General features: G+C 40.1%; 15 protein-coding genes. 11 read left to right on the top strand and 4 right to left on the bottom strand.

Annotated features, from left to right (window positions below):
* Positions 1–41: 41 nt before the first annotated feature.
* The 6 genes from RCG19_RS04090 to murC all read left to right on the top strand — a co-directional run bounded on the left by RCG19_RS04090 (position 42) and on the right by murC (position 6797).
* Positions 42–563: a DUF84 family protein gene (locus RCG19_RS04090; RefSeq protein WP_308109776.1), complete on the top strand. Its 522-nt coding sequence runs from the start codon at positions 42–44 to the stop codon at positions 561–563.
* A 122-nt stretch (positions 564–685) separates the two neighbouring features.
* Positions 686–1195, top strand: coding sequence for a hypothetical protein (locus RCG19_RS04085; protein ID WP_308109775.1), 510 nt, complete (start codon positions 686–688; stop codon positions 1193–1195).
* Positions 1196–1286: 91 nt separating this feature from the next.
* The gene (locus RCG19_RS04080; RefSeq protein WP_308109774.1) at positions 1287–1601 is read left to right on the top strand and encodes a thioredoxin family protein; all 315 of its coding nucleotides are present in this window, start codon (positions 1287–1289) and stop codon (positions 1599–1601) included.
* 87 nt (positions 1602–1688) lie between these two features.
* Complete coding sequence (locus tag RCG19_RS04075; RefSeq protein WP_374049576.1) at positions 1689–2483, top strand: DUF1444 domain-containing protein; 795 nt, start codon at positions 1689–1691, stop codon at positions 2481–2483.
* 372 nt (positions 2484–2855) lie between these two features.
* Positions 2856–5252: a DNA translocase FtsK gene (locus tag RCG19_RS04070; protein WP_374049606.1), complete on the top strand. Its 2397-nt coding sequence runs from the start codon at positions 2856–2858 to the stop codon at positions 5250–5252.
* A 246-nt stretch (positions 5253–5498) separates the two neighbouring features.
* Positions 5499–6797 carry a UDP-N-acetylmuramate--L-alanine ligase gene (murC, locus tag RCG19_RS04065; protein ID WP_308109772.1) on the top strand — a complete coding sequence of 433 codons (1299 nt, stop codon included), beginning with the start codon at positions 5499–5501 and terminating at the stop codon, positions 6795–6797.
* A 38-nt stretch (positions 6798–6835) separates the two neighbouring features.
* Here the strand turns inward: murC and RCG19_RS04060 are convergent, their stop codons facing one another.
* Positions 6836–7951 carry an aminopeptidase gene (locus RCG19_RS04060; RefSeq protein WP_308109771.1) on the bottom strand — a complete coding sequence of 372 codons (1116 nt, stop codon included), beginning with the start codon at positions 7949–7951 and terminating at the stop codon, positions 6836–6838.
* Between the two features lie 212 nt (positions 7952–8163).
* On the opposite strand from RCG19_RS04060, the gene RCG19_RS04055 reads away from it, so the two are divergent.
* The 5 genes from RCG19_RS04055 to ccpA all read left to right on the top strand — a co-directional run bounded on the left by RCG19_RS04055 (position 8164) and on the right by ccpA (position 12157).
* Positions 8164–8625: a DUF948 domain-containing protein gene (locus RCG19_RS04055; RefSeq protein ID WP_308109770.1), complete on the top strand. Its 462-nt coding sequence runs from the start codon at positions 8164–8166 to the stop codon at positions 8623–8625.
* Between the two features lie 17 nt (positions 8626–8642).
* Positions 8643–9083 (top strand): YtxH domain-containing protein, encoded by a 441-nt coding sequence (locus RCG19_RS04050; RefSeq protein ID WP_308109769.1) that lies wholly within the window; start codon positions 8643–8645, stop codon positions 9081–9083.
* 128 nt (positions 9084–9211) lie between these two features.
* Positions 9212–9544: a bacillithiol system redox-active protein YtxJ gene (gene ytxJ, locus RCG19_RS04045; protein WP_308109768.1), complete on the top strand. Its 333-nt coding sequence runs from the start codon at positions 9212–9214 to the stop codon at positions 9542–9544.
* A 307-nt stretch (positions 9545–9851) separates the two neighbouring features.
* Positions 9852–10928: a bifunctional 3-deoxy-7-phosphoheptulonate synthase/chorismate mutase gene (locus RCG19_RS04040; protein ID WP_308109767.1), complete on the top strand. Its 1077-nt coding sequence runs from the start codon at positions 9852–9854 to the stop codon at positions 10926–10928.
* A gap of 230 nt (positions 10929–11158) precedes the next feature.
* Complete coding sequence (ccpA, locus tag RCG19_RS04035) at positions 11159–12157, top strand: catabolite control protein A (protein ID WP_308109766.1); 999 nt, start codon at positions 11159–11161, stop codon at positions 12155–12157.
* Between the two features lie 31 nt (positions 12158–12188).
* Here the strand turns inward: ccpA and RCG19_RS04030 are convergent, their stop codons facing one another.
* The 3 genes from RCG19_RS04030 to RCG19_RS04020 are packed head-to-tail and all read right to left on the bottom strand — an operon-like array spanning position 12189 to position 14677.
* On the bottom strand, positions 12189–13361 hold the full coding sequence (locus RCG19_RS04030; protein WP_308109765.1) for an acetoin utilization protein AcuC: 1173 nt from the start codon (positions 13359–13361) through the stop codon (positions 12189–12191).
* Complete coding sequence (locus RCG19_RS04025; protein WP_166239061.1) at positions 13358–14005, bottom strand: acetoin utilization AcuB family protein; 648 nt, start codon at positions 14003–14005, stop codon at positions 13358–13360. Before RCG19_RS04025 ends, RCG19_RS04030 begins: the two co-directional genes overlap by 4 nt.
* 39 nt (positions 14006–14044) lie before the next feature.
* Positions 14045–14677 carry a GNAT family N-acetyltransferase gene (locus RCG19_RS04020; RefSeq protein WP_308109764.1) on the bottom strand — a complete coding sequence of 211 codons (633 nt, stop codon included), beginning with the start codon at positions 14675–14677 and terminating at the stop codon, positions 14045–14047.
* Between the last annotated feature and the right edge of the window lie 7 nt (positions 14678–14684).

Below are 14684 nucleotides of genomic sequence, written 5' to 3'. Positions count from 1 at the left end.
TGATTATGCCTCCTTTTTGATGCGAAAAAGGAGATACTTTCATGTTAATCATCATTGGATCAAAGAATCCAGCAAAAATAAATGCGGTAAAGAATAGTTTTGCAGATCAGGAAGCGGAGTTTGTTTCGATTGATATTCCTTCCGGAGTAAATGCACAGCCATTTTCGGATGAGGAAACCATCCAAGGAGCTATCAATCGCGCGGTCGGTGCGTTAAAACAAGGCAATGGAGATATAGCGATTGGACTCGAGGGGGGTGTTCATGAAACGAGCCATGGATTGCTGCTATGTAACTGGGGTGCGCTCGCAACTCGCAACATGGAGCCAATCATTGCCGGAGGAGCGAGAATTCTTCTTCCAGAGCAGGTAGCAGAGAGACTGAAGGCAGGGGATGAACTCGGCCCGGTTATGGATGAATATTCCAAGATGGAAAATGTGAGGAAGCACGAAGGGGCCATTGGGATTTTTACAAATGAAATGATTAATCGAATGGATATGTTTACACATGTAACAAAGCTATTAGTCGGACAATATTGCTATCGGCAAAATCAACTTTGGAGATAATCATATTTTTTCGACAGCAATAATCGACAAAAGTCTTGTCTTTTGAATATTCTGGAAGGTATGATATAAATAGGACTTTTTACATATGCAAGGAGGCGGGAAATCTGAAAGTAACCAAAACAATGATCATTTTCATGCTATCGATTCTGCTATTAAGTGCGTGCAATAATGCTTCGTTTAAGGATGAAAGTAAAGCCACTATTAAAACTGTAAAAAAGACGTTTACGGAAAAAGTGAACAAGCCCAATAAAAGAAGTGGAAAAATCCACTTTTATCTACCTTCCGGTTATAGCATTAAAGATCAATCATCCAATAATATTATTTTACAAAAGGGCTCTGACACCTATATTTTATTTGTTAATCCACAGGAGGATTCTTCAAGCAAGGTGGTTTATCAATCAACGATTGAACAATATAAAAAGCTCGATATGAATGAAACGTTGACAAATAAAGAAAATAAATTTGGCTTTTTGACAATTAAACAGTTGAAAGACGGCTTGAATGAAGTAACCATCGGTGTTGGTGGTGCGAAAATAACCACTCAAATAAATACAAGTGATATGAATGAAGATTCTAAAACAATGATGCAAATCGTGAATTCAGTGGAATACCCAACAGAAACGAAGGAATAATAAACGAGATGCTTATCATTGGACGGAAATGCTTTAGTACTGCTATGATTTGGGAAGGAACTAACAACAAAGCAAATCGGAGGCGTTGAACTTGAAGAACTTAGAGTCAATGGAGCAATTTGAACAACTTCAGGGCGGATCAAAGACAATCTTTATGTTTTCAGCAAAATGGTGCGGCGATTGCCGTTTTATCGAACCGGTGCTGCCGGAAATAGAAGCCAAATTTACTGAATTCACGTTTATTCATGTGGATCGTGATCAATTTATTGATTTATGCCAACAAGTAGACGTTTACGGAATTCCGAGCTTTATCGCGTATGATAACGGAAAAGAGCTTGGCCGCTTTGTTAGTAAAGACCGAAAAACACAAGAAGAAATCGAAGCCTTCATTTCTGATCTAAAATAAATTAGAAAGCTAAATCCCCTTTCTTTTGAGATGGGGGATTTTTCATGTACAATAGGATACACAGCTCCTAGAAATGGTGGGTTACATATGAAAATGGATAGCAAAAAAATGCGTCGTGAATTAGAGGCGCGCTTAGCTGGGAAAGACAGAGTACTTTCCTATGACCGTGAAAAGGATCAGCTCCGCATCGAAAGTGAAGTAATCGGTAAAGGAATTACCGTTTCCATCCCGGGAATCATTGGAAAATGGGATGAAGAAAAAGAAAAGGCGATTGATGAGATTGTCTACTACGTGGAAGAGGGTCTGCGCGCCATGGAGGATCCTATACAGTTAACAGATCACGAGAGAAAAATCTTTCCTGTCATCCGCTCTGCGTCTTTTCCGTCAGAGGCTGAGGAAGGCATTCCGTTCTTGATTGACAAACATACAGCGGAAACAAACATTTATTATGCGTATGACATGGGGAAAACGTACCGTATGATCGACGCAAAGATCATGGAAAAAGAGGGATGGGATGCCAGCAGAATTAAGGAAATTGCCTTGTTTAATGTTCGGTCTCTGTCAACGGAACTAAAAGAGGATCAAGTTGCCGGGAACAGCTTTTATTTTCTTAATACCAATGATGGATATGATGCCAGCAGGATATTAAATAAAGGATTTCTTAATGAGATGGAGAAACGAATTACTGGTAAAATGGTGCTTGCCGTTCCGCATCAGGATGTGTTAATTATCGCGGATATTCGCAATGACAGGGGTTATGATGTTCTTGCGCAAATGGCAATGGGCTTTTTTACGAGTGGACGTGTGCCAATCACCGCCTTGTCCTTTTACTATGAGGACGGGGAATTAGAACCGATATTTATTTTAGGGAAAAATAAGTGAATAGAAAAGCGGAAGCGCCCTGGTCAGCGGCGTATGGCCTGGAGCGCTCCAACTGAGATAAAGGAAACACTATGAGCCGGAGGCGAATCGATGTTGACTTATCGTAGGGCGGAGAGCGAAGGACACTAGCCGCTAGGGCGCTGGAGCTGGACATTTCTCAAAGTCGAATGATATAAATTCTAATATAAAATGAAGGAGAATGAGGATCACATCAAAAGGTGGTCTTTTTTCTTTAAAGTTATTCCTGATATATCCAAATGGGGCATATTTCGACTCATTCTCAAAAATTATCTCGAAAAAATAAGCATTACTGTATAAAATAGAATGATAGAAGAAGTAGAAAGAGTGATAGTTTTGAGTTGGATTCACGATTTGTTACAAAAGTTTAAAAAGGATGATGAAGAGGAATATAACGATATCCCCATACATAATCATTATCCGGATACCCATTCGCCTCAATTTCAATATGATAGTCTAAAAGACTTAGATACAAGAATTTCGTATCAATACCCTAAAGGCAGTAATCCTCCGCTGCTTCCGCCAAAGAGGCTTCAAAAGGAAAAGCCGGAACGCTTGCTGCCAAATAGACCTGAGAAGCTTAGTGAAAGACGCAGAAAATCAGAAGCTTCAGAAGAAGGGGTTGTTAAAAAGGAAATCCCCAAAACTAAAAAAGAAATTTCACCAAAAACCAGAGGGCCGTTTCATCCTACTGAGATTCCTTCGCCCGTTTTCGGATTTAACAGGCCTAAAAAGTCCGATGTAATCGTGGAGCATGAGTTAAGCCACTTTTCACATGAGGAGTTTGAAAATCAACATGATCAACCATTTATTGTCGAGGAAGAACCAATTGAGGTTTTGTTTACAAAACCAATGGAAGAAAAAGAAGAAGCGGTAACTGAAGTGAAGTTTGTCACTCCGGAAGCGGAATTGGCAGTTGAAAGTGAGGAGAGGGAGGACGTAGATGCAGCCATCCCTGACCCTGAACCCCAAGCTCCAAAACGGTCGCGTTTACCTTTCAACGTAATGATGCTAAAGCAGGACAAACAAAAATGGGAAGAACAAAAACGCAAAAGGGAACTTGAGCAGCAATTAGAACAAAAGCGAAAAAGAGAATTGGAAGAGCAATTAGAACAAAAGCGAAAAAGAGAATTGGAAGAGCAATTAGAACAAAAGCGAAAAAGAGAATTGGAAGAGCAATTAGAACAAAAGCGAAAAAGAGAATTGGAACAGCAATTAGAACAAAAGCGAAAAAGGGAATTAGAACAGCAGTCAGCGGTAAATGCTGAGATTATTCCAATCGAAAAGCCAATAGTGGAATCCAGAGGAAATAGTGAAGTTGAAATAATCTCGGAAGATGGTCTATATGTACTCCCTGAATCTAGTTTGTTAAACCCGCCTGTAACCGAGGTAAGGGACCACGAGTGGTTACAGGGACAAGAAGAGCTGTTAAACCAAACATTGAAAAACTTTAATGTCGGTGCAAGTGTAGTCAATGTGACACAGGGGCCTTCCGTCACCCGCTTTGAGGTCCAACCGGAGCCTGGGGTAAAAGTAAATAAAATAACCAACTTAAGCGATGATATAAAACTAAGTCTTGCAGCACGGGATATCCGAATTGAGGCTCCTATCCCCGGAAAACATACGATTGGGATTGAGGTGCCAAATCAAAAATCAAGACCAGTACTAATTAACGAAATTATCCGGAGCAGCGTTTTTCATGAATCCTCTTCACCCTTAACTGCTGTGCTCGGACTTGATATCGCTGGAAAACCGATTGTGACCGATTTGAAAAAAATGCCGCATGGATTAATTGCCGGGGCGACCGGATCGGGAAAGAGTGTATGTATTAACTCTATTTTGATTAGTCTGTTGTATAAGGCAAGCCCGGAAGATTTAAAACTATTACTAATTGATCCGAAAATGGTCGAGCTTGCACCTTATAACCGGATCCCACACTTAGTCAGTCCCGTAATCACGGATGTGAAAGCAGCAACAGCAGCATTAAAATGGGCTGTGGATGAGATGGAGAGACGGTATGAACTATTTGCCCATACTGGGGTCCGTGACATCAATCGTTTTAATGAGTTAGCGATGAAGCATAAGCGCTATTCTGATAAGCTGCCGTTTATTGTGATCATCATTGATGAGTTAGCTGATTTGATGATGATGTCGCCGGCAGATGTCGAAGAGGCGATTTGCAGGATTGCCCAAAAAGCAAGAGCCTGTGGTATTCATTTAATTGTTGCGACACAAAGACCATCAGTGGATGTCATAACAGGATTAATTAAAGCTAATATCCCGACACGTGTAGCCTTCTCCGTTTCTTCACAGGTAGATTCGCGCACGATTATTGATATTAGCGGTGCAGAGAAATTGCTTGGACGAGGCGACATGTTATTTTTAGAAAATGGCTCCTCCAAACCTGTACGCCTCCAAGGTACCTTCGTATCGGATGAAGAAATTGATCTTGTCGTTGCCCATGTAAAAGAGCAACGGGAGCCTGAGTATTTGTTTGAACAGGAAGAATTGCTTAAAAAGGCACAGGTAACGGAAGAAGAAGATGAGCTTTTCTATGAGGCGTGTGAGTTTATCGTCGATCAAGGTGGTGCATCCACTTCAAGCTTACAAAGGCGCTTCAAAATTGGCTATAACCGGGCAGCCAGATTAATGGATATGCTTGAACAAAACGGATATATTACCGGGGCGAATGGCAGCAAGCCGCGTGATGTTTTAATAACGGAAGCTGATCTAGAGACAATGCAGGATTAGTACATTTTCGTAACCTGTCGCATTCTTTATTTTCCGGGACAAATAATATACTGGAGAACGGTCTTGCCAATATAAAATATTAGAATGCAAATAGTTTTTACAAAAGAACAGTGGTATAATAACTAAATGGTTTTCATTCATGTAATAATTAATCGATACGTTTCTTAGATTCTAAAAGACAATTAGCAAATACAGACAGATGTCATATACTGTTTTACAGTATTACGTTTGGTTGGAGGTTCTTCTATGACTATTTACCATTTTGTAGGTATTAAGGGGTCTGGAATGAGTGCACTTGCACAAGTTCTGCATGATATGAAATTTCAGGTGCAAGGCTCCGATGTCGAAAAGCACTTTTTTACCCAGGATGCCCTTGAAAAATCGGGGATCACAATCCTTCCCTTCCAAAAGGAAAATATTAAGCCGGGATTGACCATTATTGCAGGAAATGCGTTTCCTGATACCCATGAAGAAATTCAAGAGGCTATGAAGCTTGGCCTTCCTATAGTTCGGTACCATCGCTTTTTAGGCGACTTTATGCAAAATTTTACTAGTATCGCTATTACAGGCGCACACGGAAAAACGTCTACAACAGGCCTATTGGCCCATACCATTGCAGGGGCAAAGCCTACCTCCTTTTTAATCGGCGATGGAACAGGAAAAGGGGAAGAGGGGGCGGAGTATTTTGTCTTTGAGGCATGTGAATACAGAAGACACTTTCTATCGTATTTTCCGGACTATGCCATCATGACGAATATTGATTTTGACCATCCCGACTATTTTGCCAATATTGATGATGTCTTCTCCGCCTTTCAAGAGATGGCTGTTCAGGTGAAAAAGGGAATTTTTGCTTATGGGGATGACGAACAGCTGCAAAAAATCCAGGCCAAGGTTCCGGTTTTATTTTATGGATTTGGCGAAGAAAACGATTATCAAGCTAAAAATCTTGTGAAAACTACACATGGAACAAGCTTTGATGTCTTTATCCGTAATACCTTCTATGACACATTTTCAATCCCAACCTTCGGCGATCATAGTGTACTGAATGCACTTGCAGTCATTGGTTTATGTCATTACGAAGAAATTAAGGTAGAAGTGGTGAAAGAGAATTTACAAACGTTCCAAGGTGTCAAAAGAAGGTTTTCTGAAAAAAGAATTGGTTCTCAAATCCTAATTGACGATTATGCCCATCATCCGACTGAAATTAAGGCAACGATTGAGGCGGCAAAACAGAAATATCCTGACCGAAAAATTGTTACAGTATTTCAGCCGCATACTTTCACACGAACACAGGCATTTTTAGAGGATTTTGCGGAGAGCTTACGGCAGGCAGATAAAACGTATTTATGTGAAATTTTTGGATCAGCAAGAGAAAATCATGGGAAGCTGACGATCAAAGATTTACAAGATAAAATTGAGGGCGCTGAAATCCTTTCCGAAGAAAACACTTCTGTATTAAACGGATATGATAATAGTGTAATTATTTTTATGGGAGCTGGAGATATTCAAAAATTCCAGGAATCATATGAAAAACAACTTTTATAAAAAGGAAGGATGCCAGCGTTTAGTTGGCATCCTTTTACTTATTTGAGATTATCCGGGTTTAATACTTCTAGCTCCGGTATTACAAATAATCCATCTTTTCGAATTAATACATCATCAAAATAGATTTCCCCGCCGCCGTACTCTGGTCGCTGAATATTGACCATATCCCAGTGAATATTAGAGTGGTTATCATTAAAAGCATCATCATAACATTGCCCAGGTGTGAAGTGGAAACTGCCGGCAATTTTTTCATCAAACAAAATGTCCTGCATTGGGGTTAGGATAAATGGATTTACGCCAATGGCGAATTCCCCAACATAGCGGGCCCCTTCATCGGTATCAAATACTTTATTAATCCGATCCGTGTCGTTCGACACGGCCTCAACAATTTTTCCATCCTTAAATGTTAGCTTCACATTTTCAAACGTAAAACCTTGATAGGGGGATGGTGTATTATAAGTTACCACTCCGTTAACTGAGTTACGAACAGGGGCAGTGTAAACCTCACCGTCAGGAATATTTAGCCGGCCCGCGCACTTAATGGCTGGGATATCCTTTATTGAGAAGCTAAGGTCTGTCCCGGGGCCTGTGATGCGAACCTTGTCTGTTTTGTTCATCAGTTCAACAAGGCCGTCCATGGCCTGATCCATTTTGCTGTAATCCAGGTTACACACATCAAAGTAGAAGTTTTCAAACGACTCTGTGCTCATTTTGGCTAATTGCGCCATATTTGAGGTTGGATATCGTAGCACCACCCATTTCGTTTTTGGAACGCGGATATCTCGGTGGACCTTTTTGCCGATTGTATTCCCGTGGATTTTCATTTTTTCATCCGGGACATCAGCCTGTTCATTGATGTTATCTCCTGAGCGCAATCCTATGTATGCATCCATTTTACTCATGACATTTGCCTCGAATTCAGCGATCATGCCAAATTGCTCTTCCTGTGCGCCTAATAGCAAAGAGCGGTCGACCTGATGATCTTTTAGCAGTACGAAGGGCGATCCCCCTGCTGCATATGCCTCTTTCACGAGTGCAGTAACAAGTTCACGCTGCAATCCGAAGTTTTCAATTAATACCTTTTCGCCTTTTTGGAGCTGCACCGAATAATTGATTAAATTTTTAGCCAGTTTCTCTATACGAGGATCTTTCACACTAACGCCTCCATCAAAAATATATCACCATACACATCTATTGTACCCGAACGGGTAGGGAAAGTTGAACTAACAACAAATAGTATTGGCAAATTTTTTAATAAATGGCAGGAAAACAAGACAAAAATAGGGAAGTAGTATAAGATAATGAACGAGGTTTATATCCGTAATGGATGGGTAATACATATGGATAGTTAATACGGAGGTGCACGATGGAAATTATTTTATACTTAAGCGTAGCCTTGATAGCCATTGCTTTTTTGGTGCTTGTCATCTACATATCAAAAACGCTTAAATCACTACAAGGTACACTTACAAGTGTTTCAAACACATTGACTGGTTTAGAAAAACAATTAGACGGCGTGACAACAGAAACCACGGTACTTTTACAAAAGACCAATGCCCTTGCCGACGATATTCAGCAAAAATCCGAACGGTTAAATAGTGTAGTGGAAGCGGTAAAAGATGTGGGAACAACAGTCTCCCAATTTAATGGAACACTTAAGAATATTACTAATACAGTTGATCAACAGGTAGAAGAGAGTAAAGAGAAAATCTCGCAAATTGTTCAATGGAGTAATATTTTTCTTGAATTAAAGGATAAGTGGCAGGCAAGAAAGCAATCAAAGGCGGAAGGTAGCACAGAGGAAAGACAGAAGGTTAGAGCTCACTAAATAAAGGAGGGTTTAACATGTCCAGTAGAGAATATGAATCACGAGAAACGAGTCAGGGCCGCAATGAGGAGTCTTCTAATAGCTTTTTACTAGGTGCATTAATCGGGGGTGTGCTTGGAGCCGCAGCGGCATTTCTCTTGGCTCCGAAGACAGGAAAGGAGCTCAGGGGTACATTGAGCGGTTCAGCAGGAACGCTTAAGGATAAAACGTCATCCCTATCCCAAGAGCTTGTTCAGCAATCCAACGAGTTAATCAGTAAAGTAAAAGGAAAATACGAAAATCCAAAAGAAAAAGCGGTGGAATCGGAAGTAAACTATATTCCCATTCATTCTCCAAACGAAAATCGTCCCACTAAAAAATCAATTGAAATTAAATCAGTAGACAGCAGTGAGATCAGAAAAAAATTAGAGGCAGCGCAAAAGGCGTTTGACGAAGAGGAAAGTAAGGTTAAAATTTAATTATTTGTGATTAAAACGGTGAAGTGATAAAATGACTTCACCGTTTACTAATTTTATGTCTAGCTCCAGCGCCTAGGGGCATAGCCCCTGATCAAGGCGCTTCCGCTTTTCAACTGGAGGGTGTATAAATGCTTAGGAAAATTGAATCCATTGAACAATTTGATCAATTGCTAACAAATGAAAGCAAATTTTATCTCTTAAAGCATAGTTTAACATGTCCAATCAGCCATGCTGCATACAAGGAGTATGAAAAATTTGCGAATGAAAATCAGAATGTACCAACCTATTATTTAGCCGTTCAAGATTCACGCCCACTATCAAATGAGGTCGCAGAGAGATTTCAGATTAAGCACGAATCACCACAAGCTTTTCTTTTTGCAAATGGGAAAGTGGAATGGAACGCTTCACACTGGAAAATTACCAGTCGTTCTTTGGGAAATGCAGGCAGTGAGAAGGAGTAACGATTGAATGACAAAAAGGATGAATCGTTCATCCTTTTATTTATTGAAAGACTTTTTTAAACGAACATATTGAGATTCTTTCACATAAAATAAGCTATTATATCATTTTACTTTAGTGCTTAAAAGCGTTTAATTATTAAAGAAAAAAGAGATGACAAAGGAAACCATTTCAGCTATAATAAAGCCTAATTATTAAAATTTTTAAAATTTAACACTTAGAGCTTGTAAATCATTCGTTAATGGCGGAAAATACTAGTTAACATTTCTGGATATAATGATTTGCGGGGAGAAAGGACGGGGATCAATAATGGCTAATAATGAATTGGATCAATTGAGAACGCGTGTTGATGAACTAAACTTAGAATTGTTGAAGATTATTAACGAGAGAGCGCAGCTTGTTCAAGAGATAGGGCAGGTTAAAGGAAATCAAGGGGTATACCGTTATGACCCAGTCCGTGAAAGAAAAATGCTTGAAGTGATTAAAGAGCATAATGATGGACCATTTGAGAATTCAACTATTGACCATCTTTTCAAAGAAATATTTAAAGCAGGATTAGATTTACAAAAAGATGACCATGAAAAAGCATTGCTTGTCTCGAGGAAGAAAAAGCCTGAAAATACGATTGTGAATCTAAAAGGCGAAACGATTGGCGACGGAAAGCAGCATTTCGTCTTTGGCCCTTGTGCGGTTGAGTCCTATGAGCAGGTAGCAACAGTGGCAAAAGCAATGAAGGAAAAAGGGTTAAAGCTACTTCGCGGGGGTGCTTATAAACCAAGAACCTCTCCATATGATTTCCAAGGGTTGGGCGTAGAGGGACTGAAAATTTTAAAACGTGTAGCAGATGAGTTTGATATGGCTGTCATCAGTGAAATTGTAAACCCGGCTGATATTGAAATGGCCTGCGACTATATTGACGTCATTCAAATTGGTGCCCGCAATATGCAGAACTTTGAACTATTAAAAGCCGCCGGTGCGGTGAAAAAGCCAGTCTTGTTAAAAAGGGGAATTTCAGCAACGATAGAAGAATTTATCAATGCTGCAGAATATATAATGGCACAAGGAAACGGACAAATTATTCTATGTGAGCGTGGAATTAGAACCTACGAACGCGCAACAAGGAATACACTGGATATTTCTGCCGTTCCTATTTTAAAACAAGAAACACATTTACCAGTTATGGTAGATGTTACGCACTCAACCGGCAGAAGAGATTTACTGCTTCCATGTGCGAAGGCTGCTATTGCCATCGGTGCTGACGGAGTAATGGCTGAAGTTCATCCAGATCCTGCAGTTGCCTTATCTGATGCGCAACAACAAATGAATCTTGATCAATTTGACCATTTCTATAGTGAATTGCTTGCATCCAACTTTGTTAAGCTTTAATTTAGCTATTTTCCGAAAAAACCTTCTGCAGACTTTGCAGAAGGTTTTTTCATGAAAAAGAGGTGTTTTTAAAAAATAATTGACAAATGCAATTGCGGCTTTACTATTCTTGTCGTATCATTAAGTACATGTTAAGATTGTTTAACTTATCACATACATTTCATGACTAAGTTTATTCAAGCTGTTGTAAAATAAAGAAAAACAATGTACGTTTTAGGAGAGTGTTTTAAGTGAATATCACTATTTATGATGTGGCAAGGGAAGCAAATGTATCAATGGCAACGGTTTCCCGTGTTGTTAATGGAAATCCAAATGTAAAACCGGTAACCCGTAAAAAGGTGTTAGAGGTTATTGAAAGATTAGGCTATCGGCCAAATGCAGTAGCAAGAGGATTAGCAAGTAAGAAAACCACTACTGTGGGTGTGATCATTCCTGATATTTCAAATATCTTTTTCGCTGAATTAGCACGCGGTATTGAAGATATCGCCACCATGTATAAATACAATATTATTTTAAGCAATTCCGACCAAAACAAAGAGAAGGAATTACACTTGCTGAATACGATGCTTGGAAAACAAGTTGATGGAATTGTATTTATGGGTGGAAATATTAGTGCTGACCATGTGGCGGAATTTGAAAAATCACCGGTGCCGATTGTTTTGGCTGGCTCTATTGAAGAATCAAATCAAATTCCATCCGTCAATATCGATTATGAGGCTGCCGTTTATGATTCGACCAAAGAGTTCATTGAAAAAGGTCATAAACAGATTGCCTTTGTGATTGGACCGCTTCATGAGCCAAAAAATGCCCAGAAAAAATTAAAAGGCTATCAGCGTGCGCTTGTGGAAGCCGGCCTCCCCTTTAATGAAGAGCTACTTTTTGAAGGGGATTATACGTACGACTCCGGGATTGAAGCTATAGAAAAATTACTGGAAGCTGCTGAAAGACCAACTGCCATTTTAGTGGGTTCAGATGAAATGGCTCTGGGTGTCGTTCATGGTGCAGAGGACAAGGGCTTTAATGTTCCTGAGGATTTTGAGATCATCACTTCAGATAATACAAGACTGGCACTGATGGTACGTCCACAGCTTACCACGATTGTACAACCTTTATATGACATGGGTGCTGTTGCCATGCGACTCTTAACCAAATTAATGAATAAAGAAAAAACGGAAGAAAATAGTGTGGTTCTTCCACATCGGATTGAACACAGGCAATCAACAAAATAACCAAAAAAGGCTGCCAATACGGCAGCCTTTTTTACATTGATTCACTTTTTTGCTGATTACGAATCGGATATAGTGCCTTTTCAAGCGTCAGTAAGTTTTTTTCGGTAATTTCCGCTTTTCTTGGGATTGGAGTATATAAATCCTCAGGGTCGTCCCATTCTTTTGGTAATGTAACCGGTGATTCTTTTTGCCACTGATTGAGCCAAGCCTCCGGTAATCTGCCATAACAATTTGAGTTTTCCGTCATTTCGAGCCAAATAAGTGCCCACGCCCTTGGGACTACTCTCCAGATGTCATACCCGCCGCCACCAACTGCAATCCACTTCCCATTGCAATATTGATGGGCAATTTCATGGGCAACTTTTGGTATTTCCCGGTAGATATTCATTGTTGCTGATAAATGTGTTAATGGATCGTAATAATGTGAATCGGCACCATTTTGAGTCAGAATAACATCCGGTTTAAAAAAGGCAGCCACATCCTTAATGGATTGTGTGTAGGCATGCAGCCATGATTCATCTTCGGTAAAAGCATCGACAGGGATATTAAAGGAATAGCCATAGCCTTTCCCTTGTCCCCGCTCATTTAGATTTCCTGTACCTGGAAACAAATATCTCCCGGTCTCATGGATCGATAAGGTACATACAGTAGGGTCATCATAAAATGACCATTGAACACCATCACCGTGATGGGCATCCGTATCCACATATAACACGCGTGCATGGTATTTTTCCTGTAAATACTTAATGGCTACTGAACTGTCATTATATATGCAAAATCCGGATGCTTTGCCGCGAAAGCCATGATGCAATCCTCCACCAAGATGGAGAGCATGGAGGGACTTACCAGTCATCACTTGATCCACAGCTGTTAATGTACCGCCAACCAATAAGGAACTTGCTTCATGCATATTAGGAAAAATCGGGGTATCTTCTGTACCTAACCCATAATTTTCAGCTATTTCCTTCGGTAGTTGCCCATGTCCTGCTTTTTTCACTGCTTCTATGTAACTACTGTCATGAATTAGGGACAGCTCTTCTTCAGATGCCATTTTAGGCGGAATCACCTGTTCAGGATCTAGTGCATTCAGTTTATTTAATAGGTCTACTGTTAATTTAAGCCGGAATTGATTAAAAGGATGATGACTGCTGAATTTATAGTTCAGCAGTTCTTCTGAAAAAATAAAGGAGCAGCGATCACTCATTGGGAAATCCCCGGAAGATTTGGCCATAGAACATGATGTCCTGCTTGATTAAGTTCCTGAATAAGTGCCGTCGGGTTCATGGTTTGAACCCTAATCACTAGAATTTTAAAATGATCATCCGTTTTATCAGGATAAACAAGGACACTTAGAATGTTCGCCTTCCGTCTTTTGATAACAGTAGTAATATCACTAAGTACACCTGCAAGGTTAGGTACCTTAATTTCGATTTGTGAACCCGGCTGATGGGCACCAGTTAGCTCAACCATTGTGCGCAGCAAATCCGTTTCAGTTACAATTCCCACTAGTTTCCTATCATTTATGATGGGGATACAGCTGATCTTGTGTTCATAGAAAAGTCCCGCTACCTCTTCTACAAAATCAAGTGGATGCCCTGTTATGATATTTTGCTCCATAATCGTCGCAAGTGATTTTTTCAAATCTTCAGGATGTTCATTGGCATGAAAAATGGATGGGGTGGCCTCCTGTATTTTTGCTACAGTAACCAAGCCAACCAAATGCCCTTCATCATTAACGATTGGGATATGACGGATTTTTCGTGTCTCCATTACTTTCATAGCATCTGCAATGGTATCAGTCGGAAATAGTGTTGCAACATCTGTTTTCATAATTTCTTCTACTATCATAAGAAATCACCCTCAATCCAGAGTACTGTCAGGAAAATGTTAATACATAAATCTGTTCATAAACCGTAACCGGTCAAACTTTTGAATGGACTCTAAATCGACCCGTTTCCCCATCCGCGCCATCAGACAGTTGGCGGGGTGGGAGCAAATTTCAGGATCATCGGTCGCATACCACTCGAGGCCTCCGGCATTCATCATTTTCTCCATGACCTTGCGATAATCCCAAACATTTAATTTGGTTCCTTTTAAATCCCAATGCCAATAATACTCAGTAGTGATGGTAATATAATCTTCCATCGCATCATCCATCATTGAAACGATTAAAAGGTTTTTACCAACTGAACTGCCGCGAAATTCAGGAATTACCTCAATCGCACCTAATTCAATTAAATTATCCATTTTACCCTCAGACCAGCGTTCAAGCGGATCAGGGTATAGATAGGTGACATAACCAACGATTGTATTCCGGTGTCGTGCAATAATAATTCGACCTTCCGGTAGCTCAGCAATACCGATTAAGGCCTGATGCTGCTGTTCAGGCGGACGGAATGCAACAAGGTCTTCATGGAATTCATAGCCTGCTAGTTTATTAGAAGAAATGGGGCCTTCAATAATAAGGGTTCCCCGTGGAGTTTTTAATTGTTTTGCATTGTAAATCTTCTTGTGTTCCATACGGTCA

The sequence above is a fragment of the Neobacillus sp. OS1-2 genome (genome assembly GCF_030915505.1).
Classification (GTDB): Bacteria; Bacillota; Bacilli; order Bacillales; family Cytobacillaceae; genus Neobacillus.
The sequence above is the reverse complement of the archived record's forward strand: the minus strand, read 5'-3'. Positions and strand labels throughout refer to the sequence as shown.

Coding starts and splice junctions, on each gene's coding strand:
- ytxJ (WP_308109768.1), top strand. CDS start 9,212: ATGCTTAGGAAAATTGAATCCATTGAACAATTTGATCAATTGCTAACA.
- RCG19_RS04075 (WP_374049576.1), top strand. CDS start 1,689: ATGAAAATGGATAGCAAAAAAATGCGTCGTGAATTAGAGGCGCGCTTA.
- RCG19_RS04085 (WP_308109775.1), top strand. CDS start 686: ATGATCATTTTCATGCTATCGATTCTGCTATTAAGTGCGTGCAATAAT.
- RCG19_RS04055 (WP_308109770.1), top strand. CDS start 8,164: ATGGAAATTATTTTATACTTAAGCGTAGCCTTGATAGCCATTGCTTTT.
- RCG19_RS04020 (WP_308109764.1), bottom strand. CDS start 14,677: ATGGAACACAAGAAGATTTACAATGCAAAACAATTAAAAACTCCACGG.
- RCG19_RS04050 (WP_308109769.1), top strand. CDS start 8,643: ATGTCCAGTAGAGAATATGAATCACGAGAAACGAGTCAGGGCCGCAAT.
- RCG19_RS04030 (WP_308109765.1), bottom strand. CDS start 13,361: ATGAGTGATCGCTGCTCCTTTATTTTTTCAGAAGAACTGCTGAACTAT.
- RCG19_RS04090 (WP_308109776.1), top strand. CDS start 42: ATGTTAATCATCATTGGATCAAAGAATCCAGCAAAAATAAATGCGGTA.
- murC (WP_308109772.1), top strand. CDS start 5,499: ATGACTATTTACCATTTTGTAGGTATTAAGGGGTCTGGAATGAGTGCA.
- RCG19_RS04025 (WP_166239061.1), bottom strand. CDS start 14,005: ATGATAGTAGAAGAAATTATGAAAACAGATGTTGCAACACTATTTCCG.
- RCG19_RS04040 (WP_308109767.1), top strand. CDS start 9,852: ATGGCTAATAATGAATTGGATCAATTGAGAACGCGTGTTGATGAACTA.